We start from the raw sequence: 21,857 nt of genomic DNA, 5'->3' as shown, positions 1-21,857 counted from the left end.
TTGAATTTATAATTTTGTTGGTTCTATCTTCTCGTCTTTCTTGCGTGAAGGTATCGCACCCCATATCATTAAGGCTAAGATAGGCAGAAAAACAAGCTTTCCGCCGTAGCGTGTATAGAAACCTAGCTTCAACAGTTCGTCCTCGTTGAGTTTCTTTTCTTTAAGATATTCTTTCAAAAAAGCCTGAGATTTGGGGGTTGTCATTTCGTAGTAGGTTTCTGTGGGAGCATCGTACAGCACCAGTTTGGGCTCTTCCGTCACCCATAGGGGTAGAAAATAGGCGATGTTGAACTCTTTGTGCATGCGTGCCAGGTTTACATTTTTACCATCGATAATGATGCTGTCTTCCGCAGGAATGTTGTATACCACGTCGATAACGTCGCGTGTTCCAACGGGAATTCTTGCCCTTGCATGTGCATTTTGTGGTACGATTAATAAGAATGTTAGGCATACAAATAGGGCTTTGCCCAATAAGTTGAGTTTGTTCATTGTTTTTATAGTTTATTTGGATGAATAATATATTGCATGCGAAATTAATAAAAAAAAACGAATACATACTATACGTGCTATAAAGACTATTTTCTTTTAACGTTTTTGCTTGTTTGTTTAAATGTTTTTACATACGTTTAGGATGTGGATTTAGCATGGTCCAAGGTGTAATTTGATAGTTTGTTGAGAGATTTTGTTCGTGAAATGGCAAATGTGGAATATGCTGTTGGCAGTCTTTAACCCATTGTAAGCTATTGGAAACGTTAGATCTGTGTGCACAATTTTGTATGTGGTCGGCAACAAAAGATGATTTATAGAATGACTTTAAAATTAAAGTTCAAATATTGGTTCTTTTCTTTTGTGGTTTGTCGATTATTTCTTAACTTTGAAAACACAATCAAAATACCACAAAGATGTTAGAATATTTAACCTCAAACCAATGGCTGTTTTGGCTGATAATAAGCCTTTTATGCCTGATAATGGAAATGGCCTCTGGCACGTTTTACATCCTCTGCTTTGCCATCGGAGCCCTTTTTTCAATGGTGGGCAGCTGGCTTGGCTTCCCGTTTTTGGCGCAAGTGGTTTGCTTCGCTTGTTTCTCCATCTTATCTATCTTCGCCGTTAGGCCTGTGGCCATGAAGTACCTGCACCGCGGAGAAGAAGAACGGAAGAGCAATGCCGACGCTCTTGAAGGGCGCGAAGGCGTGGTAATAGAAGAGGTACAGCCACAACGCAGCGGCTATGTAAAGGTTGATGGCGACGAATGGCGTGCCGTTTCGGCCGATGGATCGCTAATTAAAAGAGGAGAAAAGGTGCGCATCGTCAAGATGGAAAGCATCGTGGCCACGGTAGAGCGTGTTTAAAACCAATTGCACCAACCTGTTATCACAAATGGGGAACGTGCATTAAGCGGGCTGTTCGACTAGCCTTTGAGCCGATTATAGTGGTGTTGGCTCGCGTTAATACCCAGAAAGTGGAGACTAAGAACAACGCCATGCCTTCATTCATCCTAACAATCATCTTAATTAAATAACCCTAAAACAACAATTAACAATGGGAGAACATATTGAATTTATTCTTATTGCCGTCGCTGTATTGCTGGCGCTTCTCTTCGTAAAGAAGTCACTTGTCATTATACCCCAGTCGGAAACGAAAATCATCGAACGCTTGGGTAAGTTTCGTGCAATACTCAAACCGGGTATCAACATTATCATCCCCTTTGTAGATAGTGCGAAAACCATCGTGACGATGACCAACCGTCGCTATTTGTATTCGAGCACGATCGACCTTCGTGAGCAAGTGTACGACTTTGACAAGCAGAACGTTATCACCAAAGATAACATTCAAATGCAAATCAATGCCTTGCTCTACTTCCAGATAGTAGACCCCTTCAAGGCTGTTTACGAAATCAACAACCTTCCCAATGCCATTGAGAAGCTTACCCAAACCACGCTGCGTAACATCATCGGAGAAATGGAATTGGACCAGACGCTCACCTCGCGCGACACCATCAACACCAAACTTCGCTCGGTGTTAGACGATGCGACAAACAAGTGGGGTATCAAGGTGAATCGCGTTGAGTTGCAAGACATCATCCCGCCGACGAGCGTTCTTCAGGCCATGGAGAAGCAAATGCAAGCCGAACGTAACAAACGTGCCACCATTCTTACCAGCGAGGGAGAGAAACAAGCCGTTATTTTGCAGTCGGAAGGTGAGAAAACCTCGACCATCAACCGGGCCGAAGCCGCTAAACAGCAAGCCATTCTCTTTGCCGAAGGTGAAGCACAGGCACGTATTCGCAAGGCCGAGGCCGAGGCAATTGCTATCGAGAAGATTACGGAAGCTGTGGGACAAAGTACCAATCCCGCAAATTATCTGCTCGCACAGAAGTACATTGCCATGATGCGAGAGTTGGCTCAAGGCGATCAAACCAAGACGGTTTACCTGCCTTACGAGGCTACAAACTTGCTGGGTAGCATCGGCGGAATAAAAGAACTCTTTAAAATACAATAGCATTTTGGCATAAAAGCTGTGCCAAACAAAAACAGCCTTACCTCCACCCACGCTCCAATAGGGGACGTGGGTGGAGGTTTTCGTTGCGCCATTTGCGAGATTTACAAGTTGATGAGTTGACTAAGCAGCTCGCCTATGACCACCCATGAGGCTGGCGTAAATATTTGGAGAAACTCAAAGGCGACTGCTCCGTTAGTTTGTTAAGTCGTAAATGACGCAAGTTCGTGTCTAAAATCTGAATGCGAGTTCAGGGTAAGAGAAACTCGTTATGCCAACTACCGCTACGCAGTAGTTGATGATATTGTCATTCGTTTTTTATCTAATCTTGCTCAAAAAGCATCGTCTTTTATCCCGAACTTGCGTAAAAGCTGAATGCGAACGCATGCACGCGAATGGCATTTAGCTTTTAAGGCGTGTTCTAGAAAACCTTGAAGCGGACTTAATTTGTCTGAGGTGACTTCTAGAACACGCCTTAAATCATTTATTGGATGCTTGCTTTTCAAATCAGAATGAATACTAATTGGTATGCGAAAACTCATCTCTGATATTCAACGAGTTATGATCTTGTGTTGCTGTTAAAGGCAAGAGGCTTTGTTCCAGATGATGTGGAATCTTGTTCCAGATAACATGGAACCTTGTTCCAGTTGATATGGAACCCTGTTCCAGATGATATGGAATCGCCGTACAACATAGTTGGAACTTGGCGGGCGATGAAAAGACGTGCTACAAGCGATGAAAAAGCGTATTATGGACGCTTATTCTTCGCTTTTCGACCACTAATGTCTCTGTGAGGAATTTAGTTGAAAAGCACGATTATGGTTTGTTGTATGAAGGGCGCGCGCGAGTAAATCTGGGTGCGATAGATAAAGGCTAGTGTAGGCTTTACGTGCTAAACCTTCTTGATGCGAGTTGTTCAGACTCGCCTTTCGCTTTCTACTTCACCACCCCAATAATCTCCTTAACGTCTTTCACGCCATGATTATCGAGCCATTCGTTTATGCCATCGCGCACCTTAATGGTGACTGTTGGGTCGAGAAAGTTGGCTGTACCAATTTGTATAGCCGATGCGCCAGCCATCATAAACTCGATGGCGTCGGTGGCATTGCAGATGCCGCCCAGTCCGATGATAGGTATTTTCACCGCCTTTGCCACTTGCCACACCATGCGCAAGGCCACAGGCTTAACGGCCGGACCGCTTAAACCACCCGTGTTGATGCTTAAAACCGACTGCCGACGTTCAACGTCGATAGCCATACCCATGAGCGTATTGATGAGCGACACACTGTCGGCACCCTCCGCTTCTACAGCTCGGGCAATCTCCGCAATATCGGTTACGTTGGGCGAAAGCTTCACAATGAGCGTCTTTCGATAGCGTTCGCGCACTGCCCGCACCACGCTAGCCGCTCCTGCACAGGTTGTTCCGAAGGCCATGCCACCCTCTTTCACGTTGGGACACGAAATGTTCAGCTCGATGGCAGGTATGTTTTCAAGTGCGTCTACACGTGCAGCGCACTCCGCATAATCTTCGGGCGTGTTGCCACTCACGTTCACAATCATGCGGGTGTCTATGTCCTTGATTTTGGGATAGATGTGTTCGGCGAAATAATCAACGCCTTTGTTCTGCAATCCCACACAGTTGAGCATGCCCTGTGGCGTTTCGGCCATACGCGGATAGTCGTTTCCTTGTCGCGGATGAAGGGTTGTTCCCTTCACGATGATACCACCAATGCCATCTAGCGGCATAAAATCTTCGAACTCCAAGCCATAACCGAAGGTGCCCGAAGCTGTCATCACAGGGTTTTTCATCGACAACTTGCCGATATTTGTAGTGAGAATGGCCATTACCAAAGCAGTTTTTGAATGTTAAACACTGGTCCTTCTGTACATGCGCAGAGGTTTCCCTCTACCGTTTTTTCCACGCAACAGAGGCATGCGCCTATACCGCAGGCCATCAGGTTTTCGAGCGACACCTCGCATGCGATGCCCTTTTCGCGGGCATAACGTGCCACGGCCATCATCATGGGTTTGGGTCCACAGGTGGAAATCATGTCGAACGTCTCGTTTTGTAACACCGAATGGTTGGTAACGAAACCTTTTTCGCCTGCCGAACCATCTTCGGTGGTTACCAAAACACGACCTGCGCGTTCGAAAAGGTCCATCTCCAGCAAGTCGGCTGCTGTGCGTGCGCCCAGCAAGAATGTGGGTTGCGCACCCATTTCCTTGATTTTCTGCCCCAAAAAGAGCATCGGCGCCACGCCAACACCACCGCCAACGAGCAAGAAACGCTTGTTGGGTGATGTGGGAAGGGTGAAAGGATTGCCTAACGGAAACACGCAATTAAGTGTTTCGCCAGCCTTCAACGTCGCCATTTGGTGTGTGCCGTGACCCACAGTTGCCACTAAGAGGCCCATCTCGTTGCGCTCTGTGTTTACGTAGTTGATGGAGATGGGACGGCGCAGAAAGGTTTGTGGCGAGTGGTCTACACGCACTTCGACAAACTGTCCTGGCTTCATTGGTGGTAAAGTTTCGGCGTGTGTGAGCCTGATGAGTACGTAGCGGTCGTTCATCCGCTCAACGGCAACGACGGTGAGGTCGAGGCAAAACTTCTTCATTTCTTCGTTCGGTATGTTTTAGAGTTTACGTTATTTGCTCTTCGTTTTGCGATATAGACTTGATGCCGACACGCTTTTCGCACTCTTATTTTGGGTGGCGGGTTGAGTGTTGGCGGGTTTTGAGCTAGGCGTTGCTTGTGTGTTGGTGCGCGTGTTGCCAGCAGCCTTGTAGTAAGCCATGGCCTCGGGCAACAGCTTTTGTATGGCGGCGATGCGCTTAGCATCTGAAGGGTGATCGCTAAACAGGTCGGAACCATTGCCTCCACCCGACTTTTGAGCCATGCGTTGCCAGAAACTAACAGCCACCGAGGGGTCGTAACCAGCCATGGCAGCGAAGATAAGGCCCATGTGATCGGCCTCCGACTCGTTGTCGCGCGAGTATTTCAGGTTCTTAAAAGTGAAATATTGGCCAGCTGCCACTTGCGCCAGTCCGCCCATGGTTTGGCCTCCGATGGCGCCAAGAATGCTTCCGCCAATCTGAGTTCCGTATGCTTGACGTATCTTTTTCGACATCTGTTCGGCCGAATGTTTGGCTACGGCGTGGGCGATTTCATGCCCTAACACAATGGCCAACGAAGCTTCGTTTTGCGCTACGGGTAACAATCCTTCGTAAACCACAATCTTTCCGCCCGGCATGCAGAAAGCATTTACCTGCTTGTCGGCCACCAGGTTAAACTCCCATTCAAAGTTCCTTATCTCGTCTTGGTAGCCGTTGTTCACCAAATAGGTTTCTACGGCGCGTGCCAAACGTTGGCCCACGCGTTTCACCATAGCCGTGTTGGCAGCGTTAGACGATAGTCGGGCACTGCTCAGAAACTTGGCATATTCTTGCTTGCTGAGGCTAAGTATTTGTGCGTCGGATACAAGTAGCGAGTGTTTACGCCCTGTAATGGGCACTTGACTCGATGTTCCGCAGGCCAGCATAATGGCGGCGAGCGCACTAATAAGAACATAATTAAATCGCTTCATATTGCTTATTGATTATCTTTTTCTTTCGCACAAAGTTAGTTATTTAATTACGAAAACATGTCGTAACCTCCATATTATTCGTTTAAGGCTCAATTTCGGGGAAGTAAAGTTTTGCTTTTTGGCGATTATTTTTTACTTTTGCATTAATTGCGCAAGCTCGGATTGGGCGTGGTTGGGTGCATTTACCAACGTAAAAGTTGTGTATCTTTGGGCCCTAACTTCTATAAAAGCGGACTCCAAAACAATAGAAAGACGTATGAGAAAAGTTGCTTTTTGGGCATTAGCCTTATTACTAATGGTCTGTCAATCGGCTTTGGCTGACAGCTACGACGCACTTTGGAAGCAGTTTGATGTGGCAATGGCGAAAGATTTGCCTAAGACAGCTTTGGGCGTTTTACAGCAGATAGAGAAGCGTGCAAAGGCCGATAAACAATACGGATCGTTGCTTAAAGCCTCTGTTTGCAAGGGTGCTTTGCAGTCATCTATCTCTCCCGACTCGCTTTTGAGTGAGGTGAAACGGATAGAAGCGGAAGAGTTGGCGGTGCGAAATACGGAACCTGTGTTGGCTGCCGTATATCAATCGGCTTTGGCGCAGCTATATCTCAGCGATTACAATTTGAGAGATAGGGACGGCAAAACGGCACAAGCGTTTTTCGACTTGTCGTTGCAAAATCCCGAACTCTTGGCCAAAACGCAGGCCAAGGGTTACGAACCGATGCTGAAACCAGGCGTTGACGCCCGCATTTTCAACAACGACCTACTGCATGTGCTGGCTATGGCCGCAGGAAACTACCGCTTAATATACGACTTCTACTCAAAGGCTGGCAACAGGCGAGCAGCTTGCATCGTTGCTAGCATGATGTTTAACAGGGGTTTTCGTTTCAGTTTTGACGGTGAAGACGAAGACGACGATGATGAGAAAGGATTCTTGTTCTACAAGTCGCGTGTCGTTCACAAGCTCGATTCTTTCATTAACGTATATGCCGACTTACCCGAAGCGGGCGAGTTAGCCATCGTGCGCGCTAATATGATGCGTTCGGCGTCCGACGTAAGCACCGAGAAAGAACTGGAGTATATCAATTACGCCTTATCGAAATGGGGATCATGGCAGAACATGAACACCTTGCGCAATACCTATAATGAACGCGTAAACCCTACTTTCAACATGCGCGTGCGCCACATGATATTGCCGCAAAAACCCCAACAGGTGTACCTTTCGAGTGTACGCAACATCAAGACGATAACCATGAAAGTGTGGCGACTGAACGTGAATGGTGATTTTGAAGGGGATGTGGAAGAGCCTCGCGTGCTGGCTAGCCTGCGAAGCAAAATGAAAGCAGTGCCAAGTGCTACCCGTGAGCGCAAGTTTGTTGGCGTGCCAAACTACGCTTTCTCCAACGATTCATTGGAATTGGAGGGCTTGCCCATCGGTATGTACATGCTGGAGATTATCCCCGACAATAAAAATGTACGCACACGGCGAGTGCTTTTAAATGTAACCAACCTCGTACCTGTGTTACAAGAGTTGCCAGATGACCATGTTCGTATCGCTGTTTTGAATGCCACGACGGGTCACCCCGTGCCAAATGCGAAGGTGCGGTTAAGGTTTTACGATGATGATGAAGAGAAGGAAAAGACAGAAGTGTATACTTGCGGAGCCAATGGAGAGCTTGAACACTACTTTGATGATAATACGCCACGCAGCATTTACGTATTCACCAAAGACGATGTTTACTTCAACGAAGCCGCTTATGATACCTATTATAACTATTACCCGACAGACAAGACAAGCCCCAGGTTACACCTATTCACCGACCGAAGCATCTATCGACCTGGCCAAACCGTGGAGGTGGCGGGCATTTGGGTACTTCGCGGACCTGACTTGGAGCGTAAGGCTGCGTCAGGACAAAGCCTAAAGCTCAAACTTCACGATGCAAATTGGGAAGTTGTAGCAGAAAAAGAGGTTGTTACAGATGCCTTTGGCAAGTTCTCCACACAATTTACGTTACCCACTAACAGACTTACGGGTACGTATAAGATTCGTACATCGGCCAGAGCAAGTGGCGATGTGTCGTTCAGAGTTGAGGAATACAAGCGCCCGACCTTTGAAGTTTCCTTCCCCGAGGTGAAGGAGAAGTATGCTCCAGGTGACACCGTGGTGGTTACGGGACATGCCAAGAGTTTTGCAGGTGTACCTGTTCAGGGGGCAAAAGTTACCTATACGGTCAAGCGCAACCCTGCTTTTTGGTGGTGGTGGAGTAGGGACGACGACGATTCTCCTGACGAAATAGCCCGTGAAAGCACGGTGACCGATACCGACGGAGCTTTCCGTGTGAGCATCCCCATGACCCTTCCTGCAGGTAAGAAACGTCCCGGCTTCTACAACTTCGAGGTTACGGCCACCGTTGTAGACCAAGGCGGAGAAACCCGATTGGGTTCTATGTCGTTGCCATTAGGTAGCAAACTCACGGCACTGAGTTGTGATTTGCCCGAAAGAAGCGAGAAAGACAGCCTCAAGAGCATGCTTTTCAATTTCAGAAATGCATCTGGAGCAGAAATCCCAGGCAATGTTCGCTACTATATAGATAATGAGTCGAGCGCCCAAACAGTTAAGGCCAATACGCCCATCGCTTTCAATGCTGCGGCCTTGTCATCAGGTAAGCACCGACTAGTGGCTATCTGTGAGACCGATACTGTTGACCAAGAGCTCGTGCTTTTCAGTATGAACGATCGTCGACCCGTGGTTGACTCGAAGATATGGGCTTACCAAACGTCGTCGAAATTCAATCTCGATGGCAGTCCCGTGTATGTGCAAGTGGGCACTTCGTTGAAGGATACCTACGTGCTTTACGCGATATATTCGGGTGATAAGGTGCTCGAAAAAGGCACAACCGTGATCAGCGATTCGCTCATCACCATCCCCTATACTTACAAACCCGAGTATGGAGACGGCATAACCATTAGCTATGCTTGGGTGAAAGACGATCATTGCTACGACCAAACCCTAACGATCAGAAGGGCTACACCTGACAAACGATTGCTGGCCGAGTGGAAGACGTTCAGGAATAAGCTAACTCCTGGCCAGAAAGAAGAATGGACCTTGACGCTGAAACATCCCGACGGCAAGCCTGCCAATGCCCAATTGATGGCTACGCTCTATGATAAGTCACTCGATCAAATCGTTGGTCATAGATGGGGATTTAATCTTGGTTATTCCTTTGGTGTGCCTGGCGTACGTTGGCAGTGGGCATGGAGCTTGCGCTCTTACGAAGTTGCGTCGCGCAGCCCTTTGCGTTCGCTACCCGTAAACGCCTTAAGATTTTATCAGTTTGACACTTCGTGCCTCGATTGGACATATTATTCCACCACGATGTTTGGGCTCAAAGGCGCGGATAGACTGGAAGAAGTTGTTGTGTCTGGTTACAAAAAGAGCAGCTATACGGGCAGTGTTGCTAATGTAAGAGGTTTAGCTTCGATTGCTGCAAAAGAATCTATTGTAGCCGAATCAGCCAATGAAGTGATGAAGGTAAAAGATGCTGAGGAGGCTTCAGGAGGTAAAACTGAGTCTAGCTCAACCGATAAACCCACCATTCGAGAGAATTTGAACGAGACCGCTTTCTTCTATCCTGCTCTCACTTCCGATGCCAATGGCGACGTGGCCATCAAGTTCACGCTGCCCGAAAGTGTCACCACATGGCGCTTTATGGGCTTGGCCACCGACAAGGAAATGAACAACGTGATCGTGGAAAATGAGGCTGTGGCCACCAAGAAGATGATGGTACAACCCAATATGCCACGCTTTATGCGACTGGGCGATAAGGGCTGGATAACCGCTCGCGTAATCAACACCTCCGAAAAGGCGTTGACAGGAACGGCTCTGATTGAGATCGTAGACCCCGAAACGGGCAAAACATTCTATACCGAGACAAAGACTTGCACGGCGAATGCTGGCCAAACCACCAACGTTAGCTTCTTGCTCAATCTGCAAGAGGGCACCAAGTTTTATACCGCTGGCGTAAAAGTTTGGGTATGTCGCATATCGGTTACGGGCAAGGGATTTAGCGATGGTGAGCAACACTATCTGCCCCTGCTGGGCGATACCGAGCTTGTCACCAACTCGAAAGCCTTTACGCAGCATCGTCCAGGCACACTCAATATCGACCTGCGCAAGCTTTTTGCCGTGAATAGGGCCGATAATCGCCTCACTGTCGAATACACCAACAACCCGGCTTGGATGATGGTGCAAACCCTACCGTATATGAGTCGCGTCTACGAAAACGATGCCATATCCTTAGCCACCTCGTTCTACGTAAACAGTTTGGGTCGTTATCTGCTCAAGCAAGCTCCCGTAATAAAGAGCACCATCGAACTGTGGAAACAGGAAAACAATGGTGAAGGCTCGATGGTAAGCGAACTTGAGAAGAACGAAGAACTGAAAACGTTGGTGCTGAAAGAAACGCCTTGGGTGTGGGACGGCAAGAACGAAACCCGTCAACGCCAAGAATTGACGCGCTTCTTCGATGAAAACGGCATCACGTATCGCCTTAACCAAGCCACAAACAAGTTGCGTGAGTTACAGCTTGGTGATGGATCGTGGAGCTGGTTCCCTGGTATGCCAGGCAGTAGTTACGTCACTTTGACTGTTGCCGAGATGGTAACGCGTCTGCAAACGCTAACGGGCGGGCGCACCGACATGAACCGAAACCTAGAAAGGGCATTTGCTTTCATGGGTAAACGGGTAACAGAAGAAGTCGAAGCAATGAAGAAACGCGAGAAGCGAGGTGAGAAGAACCTGCGCCCTAGCGAATGGGCGGTGCGCTATCTTTATGTCAGTTCGTTGGTAGATAATACGTATTACAAAGACGTTAAGGAAGATCGTGCCTACCTTATCAACCACTTGGCCAAGCAGCCAGCTGCGTTCACCATCTACGGCAAGGCTGTTGCAGCCGTTATTTTGGCCAAGAACGGCTACGCACAGATGGGTAAAGAGTATTTGCAAAGCATTCGCGAGTACAGCGTGTTTACCGAAGAGATGGGCCGATACTACGACACCCGAAAGGCCTATTACAGCTGGTTCGACTACAAGATACCCACCCAAGTGGCGGCCATTGAGGCCATTCAGGCGCTCGAACCCAACGACACGACCACCCTCGACGAGATGAAACGATGGCTGTTACAGCAGAAACGCACGCAGGTTTGGGATACGCCCATCAACAGCGTGAATGCCGTTTACGCCTTCCTTAACGGCAATATTCAAGTGTTGCAGGCCGCTGCCGACTCACCCGCGAAACTCTCTGTGGATGGCAAACGCCTCGAAACGCCCAACGCCTCGGCTGGTATGGGCTACGTAAAGACCACGATGACGGGGGCCAACCTCAATACCTTCACCGTAGAGAAGACTGCCCCCGGCACGTCGTGGGGTTCTGTTTACGCCCAGTTTACGCAGCGCACAACCGACATTGCCGATGCTTCTATGGGCCTAAGTGTTAAGCGCGAACTGCTCTACGATGGCGAATTGAAGGTGGGAAGCAAGGTAAAGGTACGCATAACCATCACTGCCGACCGCGATTACGACTTCGTTCAGGTGGTAGATAAGCGTGCCGCTTGCATGGAACCAGTAAATCAACTAACTGGCTATCGTGGCGGATTCTACTGCTCGCCACGAGATAACGCCACCTATTATTATGCTGATATGATGCGAAAGGGTACTCATGTGGTAGAGAGTACCTTCTATATAGACCGCCTCGGAACGTTCACAACGGGCACGTGCACCGTGCAGTGCGCTTACAGTCCGGCATATATGGCACGCACCAAGGCTCAAACTTTAACGATAAAATAAAATAACGATAATAATGAACAACAGTATTTTGGCTGCCCTCTTCCTTTCCATGGGCTGCCTTTCGGCCTCTGCTCAGCGTATGGAAGCTGTGCACAAGGCCATCGATTGCGGACAAGTGCTCTATCGAACACCAGTAACCGCTGTCTTCGAAGTAAAAAACAAAGGTGGAAAACCTCTGAGCATCACCACCGTTCGCAAGAGTTGTGGATGCACCGAGGTAGATTATCCCAAGAAAGAGATACCCGCAGGGCAGGTGTTTAAGGTGAAAGCCACCTACGATGCGGCCCAGATGGGTCACTTCAACAAGCAAATTGGCCTCTATACGGCTACTGCAAAAGAACCGCTGATACTCACTTTGAAGGGCGTAGTGGTTGATGAAGTGAAAGATTTTTCGGGTGCTTACCCCTTCACCCTTGGTGATGTGCTGGTAGAAAAGAACAATATCGAGTTCGACGACGTGAACCGTGGCGACCGCCCTGTGCAGAAGATACACATCATGAACAATTCGGGCAAACCCGTGCAACCTGTTCTGATGCACCTGCCTCCCTACCTCCAAGCCGAGGTTTCGCCCTCAACCATCATGTCGGGGCGTAGCGGTGTGGCCTCCATTACGCTCGATTCGCATGAGCTTCGCCACTTCGGACTAACCCAAACCAACATCTATCTGGGTATGTTCCCTGGCGATAAGGTGTCGGCCGATAAAGAAATCAGCGTGTCGGCAGTACTGCTTCCCGGCTTTAACGAACTCTCTCAGAAAGCCCTTCACAATGCGCCGCAAATCAAACTCTCTGCAACGAAGGTAGATCTCGGTAACATCTATGGTCGAAAAGTGAAGAAAGCGGAGATCGACATTGCCAACACAGGGCATAGCATCTTAGAGATTAGTTCGCTGCAAATGTTCACAGCGGGTCTGAAACTGTCGCTTAACAAAACCCGCATCTTGCCTGGCGATATAGCCAAGCTTAAGATAACGGCCGACGAAAAGCAGCTTAAGAGTGTTAAGGCAGCACCGCGCGTGCTCATGATTACCAACGACCCCAAGCAGGCCAAGGTGGTGATAACCGTTAATGTGAAATGATTCAGGTAGAAATAGACAGCGGTAGCGGATTTTGTTTCGGTGTTACCACGGCCATTAAAAAGGCCGAAGAGGAATTGGCAGCAGGCAAAAAGATGTACTGCTTAGGAGATATTGTGCACAATGGCATGGAAGTGGAACGCCTAACGGCCATGGGCATGACCACCATTAACCACGAACAGCTTCGCGAGTTGCACGATGTGAAGGTGCTGTTGCGTGCACATGGCGAGCCACCCGAAACCTACGAACTGGCCCGTCGCAACAATATCGAGATCATAGATGCCACTTGTCCCGTGGTGTTACAGCTGCAAAACCGCATCAAGAAGCAGTTCGACGCCAACCCCGATGCACAAATCGTGATCTTTGGGAAGAACGGACACGCCGAGGTTCTTGGTCTTGTGGGGCAGACGCGCAGTCAAGCCATCGTGATAGAGCATTTCGACGAGGTGCCAAAGCTCGATTTCAATCGCGACATCTACCTCTATTCGCAAACCACGAAGAGCCTTGACGAGTTCCATCGCATCATCGAATACATACAATCGCACATCAGTCCCACGGCTGTTTTTCGTAGTTTCGACACCATTTGCCGACAGGTGGCCAACCGTATGCCCAACATTGCGCGCTTTGCAACCCAACATGATGTGATCATTTTTGTGAGTGGGCGAAAGAGCAGCAATGGAAAGGTGCTCTATAACGAGTGTAAAGCCGTAAACCCCAACAGTTATCATGTGGAAAATGCAGAGGAGATAAACCTCGATTGGTTTGCTAATGCCAAGACGGTGGGTATCTGTGGGGCAACCAGTACCCCCAAATGGCTGATGGAAGAATGTCGCGACCATATCCTCAGCAATGTGGAATGAAGCGAGATTGTGCCAAGCGGGTTGTTTATAAGATACGGCCAACTAGGCGAAAGCTTATAATACACAACGTAAAAACCGCGTACAACCAACCTGGTTATACGCGGTTTTTGCGATGAAAGACATTGGGCACAGCGCCTAATGCCCTTTATCTAGCTTTCTTTTTAGAACTCGAAGCCAAACTGAATCTTAATTGCCGAGATGGAGGAAACGCCTTTACTATATTTTTTCGCGCCATAGTAGTAAACGTCATTCGGCACATTGTAATCGTCGTCGGCATTTTGTAGCGCATAACCAATAGCTGCATGCAAGGCTAGCTTATTGGTAAGGCCAACGCGACAGCCAACCATGGGGTTGAAATAAAAGCCTGCGAAATGGCTATTGACGGTATGGCCTGCCTTCGTACCAAAGAAAGGCGTAACGGGACCATTGATAAAGTTCACGCGTACGTCGGCAAATAGGGGAAAGGTAAACACCTCGGGCTCGCCGTAATATTCAGTGCCGACACCCCCACCAACGAACAAGTAAGGCGATATTTGGTAGCCTAAGCTAACGTTTAGTCCGCCTCTCCAATAGTAAATGCCGTCTGTGCCAAACGAGTAAGAGTCTTCAACAAATCCCTTAAAGCCCTTGGCAATCTTACGTGTTCTGAACGATGACTTACGTTCGGGCTTGTTTTCTTTCGTCTCAGCCTCTACTTTCTCGATGCGTTCAACGTCGTTCATCTCGTAAACAAGCAAGTTTCCGTCTGCCGTTTTTATTTTTACCTGTTTTTCGGGTCTCACATCTACCACCTGTCCGTAGATAACGCTACCGTTTTTCAGGTACACCGCGTCTTTCGTCGCTTGTGCGAAGGTTGTCGTAGATGCACCAAGCATCAGGACCAAAAACAATAATATCTTCTTCATGTTAAGTTTGTTAGTTGTTTGCAAAATTAATAAATATTGCCTATTCGTCCGCAGTTTTGTGTCCTAAATAATGTCGCTTGTACTGCATTTTATTGCTGGCCCACCTTATATAAGGTTATAGAGGACGTAAGTCGACGTACATCGCCCTTAGTGTTTCAACACAAACTTGCCTACTTTATCTGTAAAGTCTGGCTGTTAAGTAAACGTATTTCTCGCCTTCTGTGATAAGTCTTGCGGTTCTAACAACGCGGCATGGCCTGCCTTGCAACGGGGTGGGGCGGTGCTGTTGTTTAGAATTCGACACCAAATTGCACCTTAAAGGCCTCTAACGAAGCATACTTTGTTTGTATGAATGGACTGGTGTAGTCGTTGTAAGTGATGCTCGCCCTTTGCAATTCGTAGCCCACAGCCACGTGCAGGGCCAACTTATTGTTCAGCCCGAAGCGACATCCCGTATAGGGATTAAGGTAAAATCCATTCAGATCGCCAATAAATGACCAGCCCGTTTTTATTCCGGCAATGGGCGAAATGGCGCGGTTGAGGACGTTAACACGAAAATCGACAAACACAGGCAGCCCCACTTGCTTCTGCGAATTGAGATAAATGAGGTTGGCGCCAGCGCCCAAATAGAAGCGAGGCGACAACTGATAGCCCGCGCTTCCGCCTATTTCCCAGCGCGAAAATGGTTCGTCGTCGGTTCCTGCGGCATACGCACTCTCAACAAAAAACTTAAAGCCGCTGTCTATCCTTCGGCTTCTGAAACTTGATACGGTGGTGTCGCACGAGGCGTTTTGTCGCTGTTCGTTGGCAACACGTTCAATTTTGCTCGTGCGATAGGTAAGATTACTGCCATCAGCGTTTTGCGCATTAACCCCTGTGTTGGGTGTGCTTTCAAGTGACAAACCTCGAAACGTGCTCTCATATTTAAGGTAAGCCGCCTCTTTTAGCCCTCGCGCTATAGCGGATAGGTTTATGCCAAGGGCAAGGATTAGAAATATTAGTAGCTTTTTCATCAGTTACTCGCGTTCGTTTTATTTGTTAGACATGTTGCAAAGATAAACAATTCTTATTTTAAAACATGCGAGATTGACCGAAAGATTAACGATTTGTTCAAAAATTACAACGAGATTAATTTTAGCACCTGCTTAACGCCTGTGCTAACCTTTCTAAGCTTTCAAAAAACGAAGGTTTACTCTTGTACGTCTTGATTTTAGTCTTTGGCGGAGTACAAGGGCTTTTGTAGGGTGACTACAAGCCTTTTGTAGGGTGACTACAAGTGAGTTGTAGTGGCACTACAAGTGGTCGGTAGTGGGGCTACAAGCGGCTTGTAGTGGCAGTACAAGGCCATTTGTACTGCATCAGAAGTGAAAAAACGCGCAATAGACGCATTCTTAACGTCTTGCAAATCTGCTCATATAAGCCCAAAACACATCGAAAGCCATTTTAAGAACCAGCTTTAACGCAAAGGTTCTTTCAATAAACCTTACCTTATATTGCACCTTTTCCGCCAAATAGTTGTACCTTTGTGCTAAATAAATTACACGAAAATGAACATCTGTATCGTAGCGGGTGCGCGCCCCAACTTCATGAAGGTGGCACCCATCGTACATTCAATAGAGAAAGCCAAAGGGCAGGGTAGAGACATTAACTATCAATTGGTGTATGCGGGACGTGAAGACGACCCTACGCTTGAAGGCTCGCTCTTCAACGATTTGCAGCTTGCACGGCCGCAAGTGTTCCTCGGTGTAGACTGCGAGAACCTGAACGAGCTGACAGGACAAGTGATGTCGGCCTTCGAAAGGTATCTACAAGACCACGCCACAGACGTGGTTATCGTGGTAGACGACCTCGCTTCGACCCTCGCCACTGCCATCGTAACCAAGAAAAAGGGTGTTTTGCTGGCCCATTTGGTGGCAGGAACGCGTAGCTTCGACATCGATATGCCCAAGGAAATAAACCGATTGGTTATCGACGGACTAAGCGATTTGCTTTTCACGGCTGGCATGGGAAGTAACAGCATCGCCACACGCGAAGGGGCGGAGCTGTCTAAAATATACATGGTGGGCAACATCCTGATGGACACCTTGCGCTTTAATCATGGACGCTTGGTGTGCCCTGCGTTGCTCTCCAACTTGCAACTGAACGATGGCGAATATCTCGTTTTCACGCTTAACCGCAAGGTGCTCATCGCCAACAGGCCCAATCTCTTAGCCATGGTTAGGCAGATTGCAGCGGCATCGGTACATACGCCCGTGGTTGCACCTTTGCGCGGAGCCGCTGCCGAGGCTGTTAAGCAGTGCTTGGAACAATTGGGTGGTGCAGCCAATGTGCATGTGGTAGAGCCCCTTTCGTATCTTGAGTTTGGCTATCTCACAGCCCATGCTAAGGGCATTGTTACCGATTCGGGTAACGTGGCCGAAGAAGCGACGTTCAATGGCGTGCCTTGTATCACGCTGAACAGTTATACCGAGCATGTAGAAACGGTGAAACAAGGCACCAATGTGCTGGTGGGCGAAGACCCAGAGGCATTGGCCGAGGCCCTAGACACCCTGCAAACAGGACAATGGAAACACGCGTCGATACCCGACCGATGGGACGGACGCAGTGCCGACCGTATTGTTAGCATCTTGTTAGAGCAAAGAAGGGGGTGAGGAGTAAGGGTTGAGGAGTTAAGGAGTTATGGAGTGAAGGAGTTAAGCCAAATGCTTTGTTGCAGTGCGGATAACGACCTTGTCAACCAGTTTACTCGTAAACTTGTCAACTGATGTTTGAGTTAAGAAGTTAAGCCAGATGCTTTGTTGCAGTGCGGATAACGTCCTTGTCAACCAGTTTACTCGTAAACTTGTCAACTGATGTTTGAGTTAAGAAGTTAAGCCAGATGCTTTGTTGCAGCGTGGATAACGTCCTTATCAACCAGTTTACTCGTAAACTTGTCAACTGATGTTTGAGTTAAGAAGTTAAGCCAAATGCTTTGTTGCAGCGTGGATAACGACCTTGTCAACCAGTTTACTCGTAAATTTGTCAACTGATGTTTGAGTAAAGAAGTTAAGCCAGATGCTTTGTTGCAGCGTGGATAACGACCTTGTCAACCAGTTTACTCGTAAACTTGTCAACTGATGTTTAAGTTAAGGAGTTAAGCCAAATGAATAGGTGACGTTAGTCATTTTTTCACCTTTTCACTCTTTCACTTTTTCACCTTTTCCCCTTTTCACTTTTTCACCTTTAGTAGTTAAGCCGATAGCTCGGTTGCATTGTGGCAAACGCCCGTGTCAACCTATAAACTCGTGGGCTATCGACAAAAATAATAACACATATTACTCCCCTCTCCCCTTGGTGAGGGGTTGGGGGCGAGGCTTTTAAAATCAACAAACAATGGAAAAACGAACAATCCCCGTGGTGGGCATGGCTTGTTCAGCCTGTTCTGCCAATGTGGAAAAGAAACTTAATTCGTTGCCAGGCATAAAGAGTGCGGCAGTGAATTTGCCTGGCCGAACGGCCTTGGTGGAGTATAATCCTGAGGAGATAAGTCTCGAAAGGATGAAAAACGAAATCAACGCCATCGGCTACGACCTCGTGATAGAAACCAATCGCTCGGCAGAAGCCATAGAGCGTCGCGAACTGCAACGGCTTAAACGTCGCACAGCTCTTTCGTGGGGCTTTGCCCTTTTGTGCATGTGCGTGTCTATGGGATGGCTTAACTTGGGTGGAAAATCCATGAACAACCAAGTGGCTTTACTTCTGGCCTTAGCCAACTTCGTGGTTTGTGGCGGTGAGTTTTTCTCTCGCGCGTGGCGCCAACTGCGTCATGGATCGGCCAATATGGATTCGCTTGTGGCCCTCTCTACAAGCATTGCTTTCCTTTTTAGCACTTTCAACACCTTTTGGGGCGATGCCGTATGGGGCGCGCGAGGCATTGTTTGGCATACCTATTTTGATGCTTCGGTGATGATTATCACGTTCGTTCTCACTGGCAGACTACTTGAAGAGCGCGCCAAAAACGAGACGGCGGGAAGCATTAGGCAACTAATGGGACTCGCACCCAAGACCGCTCGCCTTATCGATGGCGACGAAATGCGCGACGTGCCCATTGCCACCATTGCCGTGGGCGATGTGTTGGAGGTTCGTGCTGGCGAGAAAGTGCCTGTCGATGGCGTTGTTACCATGGCCGAAAGCTTTATGACGGCCGATGGCGCATACATAGACGAGAGCATGATAACTGGCGAACCAACCCCCGCTTTGAAACAAAAGGGCGCGAAAGTGCTGGCAGGAACGGTGGTGTCGCAAGGCAAGTTTAGGTTTAAAGCGCAGCAGATTGGCGAGCATACGGCCTTGGCCCAAATCATCAAAATGGTGCAAGAGGCCCAAGGTAGCAAAGCTCCCGTGCAGCGTGTAGTAGACCGTGTGGCACGTGTTTTTGTGCCCGTGGTGGCCTTGATAGCCCTTCTCACCTTCCTTTTGTGGTGGCTGTTGGGCGGGAATGCAGCTCTTCCGCAAGCCATTATTTCGGCTGTTGCCGTGCTGGTTATCGCTTGTCCGTGTGCTATGGGCTTGGCCACGCCCACCGCTTTGATGGTGGCTATTGGCAAGGCAGCACAAATGAACGTGCTGATAAAGGATGCAGCGGCACTTGAAAGTCTTAAAGGGGTGAACGCTATGGTGATAGATAAGACGGGAACGCTGACCATTCCCAACCAAAACATCGACTTTACCAAGGCCGACGACCTGCCGCTTGAAATGCGCGAGAGCCTTAAACCGCATGCCGAAGAGGCCATGGCCGAATTGCAAAACATGGGTATTGCGGTGTATATGATGAGTGGCGATAAGGATGAGGCTGCGCGTTACTGGGCCGAGAAGGCTGGTATTGGGCATTATCGAAGTAAGGTTTTGCCACAAGATAAGGAAAACATGGTGCGCCAACTACAAGCCGAGGGCAAGCGGGTGGCCATGGTTGGCGATGGCATCAACGACACCCAAGCCTTGGCTTTGGCTGATGTGGGTATCGCGATGGGGCGTGGAACGGATGTGGCAATGGATGCTGCGCAGGCCACTTTGATGGGCGACGACCTGCGCCGACTGCCCCAAGCCATACGCCTAAGCAAGAAAACAACGGCCATGATTGGGCAAAACCTGTTTTGGGCCTTTATATATAATGTGGTGTGCATCCCCCTTGCGGCAGGTGTGCTCCATCTTTTCGACATCGATTTCCAGATAACGCCTATGTGGGCAAGTGCCCTTATGGCCTTTTCTAGCGTAAGTGTGGTGCTCAATAGTTTGCGGTTGAAGTTGGCGAAATAGGTTAATATAGAAGTTGCTTAACCCATAATAAAGATAATATGCAGAGAAAATGTTTGGCGACTATTAGTCGTGGGCTGGCTTTCGTGCTGCCGTTGGTGTTCGTGTTGTGTGTTCAGGTGGCCTTTGCAGGCAAACCCTTGAAGTTGTTGGCCATTGGAAACAGCTTCTCGGAAGATGCCATTGAGCAGAACCTCTTTGAGTTGGCAGCTGCCACTGGGCACCAAATGGTTATCGGTAACATGTATATTGGCGGTTGTTCGCTAGAAAGACATTGGGGCAATGCACGTAAAGACAAGCCCGACTACAACTATCGCAAGATAGGAATAGACGGTAAAATGACCCGTACGGCCAACTATACGCTCGATAAGGCTCTGCGCGACGAACAGTGGGATTACGTTAGCTTGCAGCAGGTTAGTCAGCTTTCGGGTATGTACAGCAGTTTCCAACCCCATTTAGACAGTCTTATCGCCTACGTTCGGGCGCGTGTTCCCGCCACCACTAAGCTGATATGGCACGTTACTTGGGCATACGCACAGAACTCAACGCATGGCGGATTTGCCAACTACGACCGCAATCAGGACAAGATGTATCGTGCCATCGTTGAGGGTGCACAACGCTTGAAGAAAGAAAACGCACAGTTTAGCCTCTTTGTTCCCGTGGGCACGGCCATTCAAAACGCCCGTACTTCGTTTGTTGGCGACCATCTTAACCGTGACGGTTTCCACCTCGACCTGGTGTTGGGACGTTATACGGCGGCCTGCACCTGGTTCGAATGCCTGTTCGGAACGAAAGTTTTTGGCAACAGATATGCACCAAAGGGACTGGATAAGGCCCAGAAAGCGGTGGCGCAATGGGCGGCGCACCTCGCTGTTGAACTACCTTTTGAATGTTCGCTAATAGATATTGTCGACACCACCACAAAGGTTTCGGCAGGCGGACTGGTTGAAAAGAAATAGAATGAAAGCAGGCGTGAAATACCTTTAAGGTACATCACGCCTGATTTTTGTTTAGCCCAAACGGGTGAAGTGGACGTTTTGCTTGCATGGTAAGCACGTGGCTACCATGTTTAGAATGGTGTTGGGCGTGTAGGTTCGTAAACATGTACGTTGCAATCTAACGCCTTTTATTCGCCAAATTCAGCCTTTTGGCCTATTGCTTAACCTCTATAAGCGTGGTTTGGTTACCGTTTACAAACAACGCCTGCTGGTTGGTGATGGGTTTTAACCCCAGCTTGGCATATTTGACAAGCATTTTTTCGGTAACTTCTTCGAAAGGGAAACTCTTGTAATGGGGGAGCGGATAGAAGTCTACCAGTCCCAAACCTTCGAACGAATTTAATTGTGGTGCAGCCTTTTCGGCTTCATCCATGTCTTTTGCATACGAAGTGTTGGGGGCTAAAATGATTGAGCCGGCCGACTCGCCAATGTAGGGTTTGCCTCCTTTCACTTGCTCAAGTATAATGGTTTTTGCACCACTCTTTTCCAGTTCTTGTAGTAGGTAAAACGTGTTTCCGCCCGAAACATAAATCAAGTCGCAACTTTGCAGTGTGCGTTCGATTAAATCCTTGGGCGCGCTACTCACGTCCAACACTTCAATATTTAGTCCCAAATTCTCGAAAGCCTCTTTGGCTTCGTCTACGTAGTCGGTATATTCTTCGAACAAACTTGCGGTAGGGATGAACGCCAACTTTTTACCCTTCAAGTCGCCACCTACAAATTGGGGCGTGAAAGACGAAACAGCGGCAAAATAGGAGCATAAGAATAGTTTAACCATCATTGAATGTCATTTGTGAATAGATAA

At 48.4% G+C, this 21,857-nt stretch carries 15 protein-coding genes; 8 read left to right on the top strand and 7 right to left on the bottom strand.

Going from position 1 to position 21,857, the window contains the following annotated elements; translation table 11 throughout:
* Positions 1–6 precede the first annotated feature (6 nt).
* Entirely contained in the window at positions 7–489 is a 483-nt protein-coding gene (locus tag F453_RS0109600) for a hypothetical protein (RefSeq protein ID WP_009236268.1), read from the bottom strand.
* A gap of 413 nt (positions 490–902) precedes the next feature.
* Here F453_RS0109600 and F453_RS0109595 point away from each other — a divergent pair, with 413 nt between their 5' ends.
* Together F453_RS0109595 and F453_RS0109590 are read left to right on the top strand one after the other, a co-directional pair.
* A complete protein-coding gene (locus F453_RS0109595) occupies positions 903–1,352 on the top strand; it encodes an NfeD family protein (protein WP_009236267.1) in 450 nt (149 codons plus the stop codon).
* 190 nt (positions 1,353–1,542) lie between these two features.
* Complete coding sequence (locus F453_RS0109590) at positions 1,543–2,502, top strand: SPFH domain-containing protein (protein WP_009236266.1); 960 nt, start codon at positions 1,543–1,545, stop codon at positions 2,500–2,502.
* A gap of 933 nt (positions 2,503–3,435) precedes the next feature.
* Here F453_RS0109590 and F453_RS0109585 read toward each other — a convergent pair.
* Genes F453_RS0109585 through F453_RS0109575 form a run of 3 tightly spaced genes read right to left on the bottom strand, consistent with a single transcriptional unit; the run spans position 3,436 to position 6,083 of the window.
* Positions 3,436–4,344 (bottom strand): dihydroorotate dehydrogenase, encoded by a 909-nt coding sequence (locus F453_RS0109585; protein ID WP_018967830.1) that lies wholly within the window; start codon positions 4,342–4,344, stop codon positions 3,436–3,438.
* Positions 4,344–5,114 carry a dihydroorotate dehydrogenase electron transfer subunit gene (locus F453_RS0109580; protein ID WP_025790183.1) on the bottom strand — a complete coding sequence of 257 codons (771 nt, stop codon included), beginning with the start codon at positions 5,112–5,114 and terminating at the stop codon, positions 4,344–4,346. Before F453_RS0109580 ends, F453_RS0109585 begins: the two co-directional genes overlap by 1 nt.
* Positions 5,115–5,144: 30 nt before the next feature.
* Entirely contained in the window at positions 5,145–6,083 is a 939-nt protein-coding gene (locus F453_RS0109575; RefSeq protein ID WP_018967828.1) for a M48 family metallopeptidase, read from the bottom strand.
* 256 nt (positions 6,084–6,339) lie between these two features.
* Between F453_RS0109575 and F453_RS0109570 the strand changes: the two genes are divergently transcribed.
* Genes F453_RS0109570 through F453_RS0109560 form a run of 3 tightly spaced genes read left to right on the top strand, consistent with a single transcriptional unit; the run spans position 6,340 to position 13,857 of the window.
* Positions 6,340–11,922 carry an MG2 domain-containing protein gene (locus F453_RS0109570; RefSeq protein WP_025790184.1) on the top strand — a complete coding sequence of 1,861 codons (5,583 nt, stop codon included), beginning with the start codon at positions 6,340–6,342 and terminating at the stop codon, positions 11,920–11,922.
* A 13-nt stretch (positions 11,923–11,935) separates the two neighbouring features.
* The gene (locus F453_RS0109565; RefSeq protein WP_018967826.1) at positions 11,936–13,000 is read left to right on the top strand and encodes a DUF1573 domain-containing protein; all 1,065 of its coding nucleotides are present in this window, start codon (positions 11,936–11,938) and stop codon (positions 12,998–13,000) included.
* Positions 12,997–13,857 carry a 4-hydroxy-3-methylbut-2-enyl diphosphate reductase gene (locus F453_RS0109560; protein ID WP_018967825.1) on the top strand — a complete coding sequence of 287 codons (861 nt, stop codon included), beginning with the start codon at positions 12,997–12,999 and terminating at the stop codon, positions 13,855–13,857. Before F453_RS0109565 ends, F453_RS0109560 begins: the two co-directional genes overlap by 4 nt.
* Positions 13,858–14,018: 161 nt before the next feature.
* Here the strand turns inward: F453_RS0109560 and F453_RS0109555 are convergent, their stop codons facing one another.
* Together F453_RS0109555 and F453_RS0109550 are read right to left on the bottom strand one after the other, a co-directional pair.
* Positions 14,019–14,762 (bottom strand): hypothetical protein, encoded by a 744-nt coding sequence (locus F453_RS0109555; RefSeq protein ID WP_018967824.1) that lies wholly within the window; start codon positions 14,760–14,762, stop codon positions 14,019–14,021.
* A gap of 290 nt (positions 14,763–15,052) precedes the next feature.
* Positions 15,053–15,775, bottom strand: a complete 723-nt coding sequence (locus F453_RS0109550; protein ID WP_018967823.1) for a hypothetical protein — start codon at positions 15,773–15,775, stop codon at positions 15,053–15,055.
* 534 nt (positions 15,776–16,309) lie between these two features.
* Here F453_RS0109550 and F453_RS0109545 point away from each other — a divergent pair.
* The 3 genes from F453_RS0109545 (at position 16,310) to F453_RS0109535 (ending at position 21,013) form a co-directional block, all read left to right on the top strand.
* Complete coding sequence (locus tag F453_RS0109545; RefSeq protein WP_018967822.1) at positions 16,310–17,413, top strand: UDP-N-acetyl glucosamine 2-epimerase; 1,104 nt, start codon at positions 16,310–16,312, stop codon at positions 17,411–17,413.
* Positions 17,414–18,134: 721 nt separating this feature from the next.
* Positions 18,135–20,057, top strand: a complete 1,923-nt coding sequence (locus tag F453_RS0109540) for a heavy metal translocating P-type ATPase (RefSeq protein WP_018967821.1) — start codon at positions 18,135–18,137, stop codon at positions 20,055–20,057.
* Positions 20,058–20,095: 38 nt separating this feature from the next.
* On the top strand, positions 20,096–21,013 hold the full coding sequence (locus F453_RS0109535; protein ID WP_018967820.1) for a DUF4886 domain-containing protein: 918 nt from the start codon (positions 20,096–20,098) through the stop codon (positions 21,011–21,013).
* Between the two features lie 193 nt (positions 21,014–21,206).
* Here F453_RS0109535 and F453_RS0109530 read toward each other — a convergent pair whose 3' ends face one another.
* Positions 21,207–21,833 (bottom strand): Type 1 glutamine amidotransferase-like domain-containing protein, encoded by a 627-nt coding sequence (locus F453_RS0109530; RefSeq protein ID WP_018967819.1) that lies wholly within the window; start codon positions 21,831–21,833, stop codon positions 21,207–21,209.
* Positions 21,834–21,857: the final 24 nt, after the last annotated feature.

It is taken from the genome of Hoylesella loescheii DSM 19665 = JCM 12249 = ATCC 15930, assembly GCF_000378085.1.
GTDB classification, from domain to species: Bacteria; Bacteroidota; Bacteroidia; order Bacteroidales; family Bacteroidaceae; genus Prevotella; species Prevotella loescheii.
The sequence above is the reverse complement of the archived record's forward strand: the minus strand, read 5'-3'. Positions and strand labels throughout refer to the sequence as shown.

Excerpts from the sequence above, each read along its gene's own strand:
- F453_RS0109560 (WP_018967825.1), top strand. The coding sequence starts at position 12,997 with ATGATTCAGGTAGAAATAGACAGCGGTAGCGGATTTTGTTTCGGTGTT.
- F453_RS0109575 (WP_018967828.1), bottom strand. The coding sequence starts at position 6,083 with ATGAAGCGATTTAATTATGTTCTTATTAGTGCGCTCGCCGCCATTATG.
- F453_RS0109600 (WP_009236268.1), bottom strand. The coding sequence starts at position 489 with ATGAACAAACTCAACTTATTGGGCAAAGCCCTATTTGTATGCCTAACA.
- F453_RS0109595 (WP_009236267.1), top strand. The coding sequence starts at position 903 with ATGTTAGAATATTTAACCTCAAACCAATGGCTGTTTTGGCTGATAATA.
- F453_RS0109540 (WP_018967821.1), top strand. The coding sequence starts at position 18,135 with ATGGAAAAACGAACAATCCCCGTGGTGGGCATGGCTTGTTCAGCCTGT.
- F453_RS0109555 (WP_018967824.1), bottom strand. The coding sequence starts at position 14,762 with ATGAAGAAGATATTATTGTTTTTGGTCCTGATGCTTGGTGCATCTACG.
- F453_RS0109535 (WP_018967820.1), top strand. The coding sequence starts at position 20,096 with ATGCAGAGAAAATGTTTGGCGACTATTAGTCGTGGGCTGGCTTTCGTG.
- F453_RS0109545 (WP_018967822.1), top strand. The coding sequence starts at position 16,310 with ATGAACATCTGTATCGTAGCGGGTGCGCGCCCCAACTTCATGAAGGTG.
- F453_RS0109565 (WP_018967826.1), top strand. The coding sequence starts at position 11,936 with ATGAACAACAGTATTTTGGCTGCCCTCTTCCTTTCCATGGGCTGCCTT.
- F453_RS0109550 (WP_018967823.1), bottom strand. The coding sequence starts at position 15,775 with ATGAAAAAGCTACTAATATTTCTAATCCTTGCCCTTGGCATAAACCTA.
- F453_RS0109570 (WP_025790184.1), top strand. The coding sequence starts at position 6,340 with ATGAGAAAAGTTGCTTTTTGGGCATTAGCCTTATTACTAATGGTCTGT.
- F453_RS0109530 (WP_018967819.1), bottom strand. The coding sequence starts at position 21,833 with ATGATGGTTAAACTATTCTTATGCTCCTATTTTGCCGCTGTTTCGTCT.
- F453_RS0109590 (WP_009236266.1), top strand. The coding sequence starts at position 1,543 with ATGGGAGAACATATTGAATTTATTCTTATTGCCGTCGCTGTATTGCTG.
- F453_RS0109585 (WP_018967830.1), bottom strand. The coding sequence starts at position 4,344 with ATGGCCATTCTCACTACAAATATCGGCAAGTTGTCGATGAAAAACCCT.
- F453_RS0109580 (WP_025790183.1), bottom strand. The coding sequence starts at position 5,114 with ATGAAGAAGTTTTGCCTCGACCTCACCGTCGTTGCCGTTGAGCGGATG.